Source organism: Acidiphilium sp. PM, assembly GCF_000219295.1.
Lineage (GTDB): Bacteria > Pseudomonadota > Alphaproteobacteria > Acetobacterales > Acetobacteraceae > Acidiphilium > Acidiphilium multivorum.
Window position 1 is genome coordinate 1 of record NZ_AFPR01000427.1, and the last position, 550, is coordinate 550.

The 550-nt window shown below is 75.1% G+C and carries 1 pseudogene; it reads right to left on the reverse strand.

From position 1 onward, the window contains the following. Positions 1 to 503 (reverse strand): annotated as a pseudogene (locus tag APM_RS13215) (Ni Fe-hydrogenase III large subunit); the annotation flags it as partial. Between the last annotated feature and the right edge of the window lie 47 nt (positions 504 to 550).

The following is a 550-nucleotide window of genomic DNA, read 5'->3' on the forward strand; positions in this document are numbered from 1 at the left end:
CGATGGGCATAGCCGTGCCGATGCTCGAGCCGGGCGATCCGTCCCGCCTCGATGGTGAATCGGCGATGAACCGGCCGGGCGATCAGCCCCGAAACCGGCCCCTGCCCGACCTGAAACGCCCCCTCGCCCGCCGGTTCGGCGAAGCGCGGCCAGGCGGCGTCGCCCTCGCCGTGGCGGACGGCCGGGCGCGTGTCGGCCGCGCCCGTCGCGATCGCGCCATCGCGCTCGGCGGCCAGCCGCTCGAACCAGGAAGCGGCGGGAATGGACGGGGACAGGGCGGGAAACGCCTTGTCCGCCAGCGTCACCGCGACCAGCAGCGGCGCGGCGCGGAAGAACAGCGCATGGGCGCGGCCATCGGCCACGAACAGGCCGGCGAAATCCGCCGGATCCACCAGCGTCGCGAGGTGCTGCCAGTCCGCCGGCGTCAGCAGATGCAGCGCCGCCCCGCCGCAGGGCTCGACCGTGGATGCGGCCAGCAGGCCGGCGATCTCGGCGTCCCTCATCGCAGCCCCGCCACCGGCGCCGCCCCGAGCACCACCATCAGGACGAG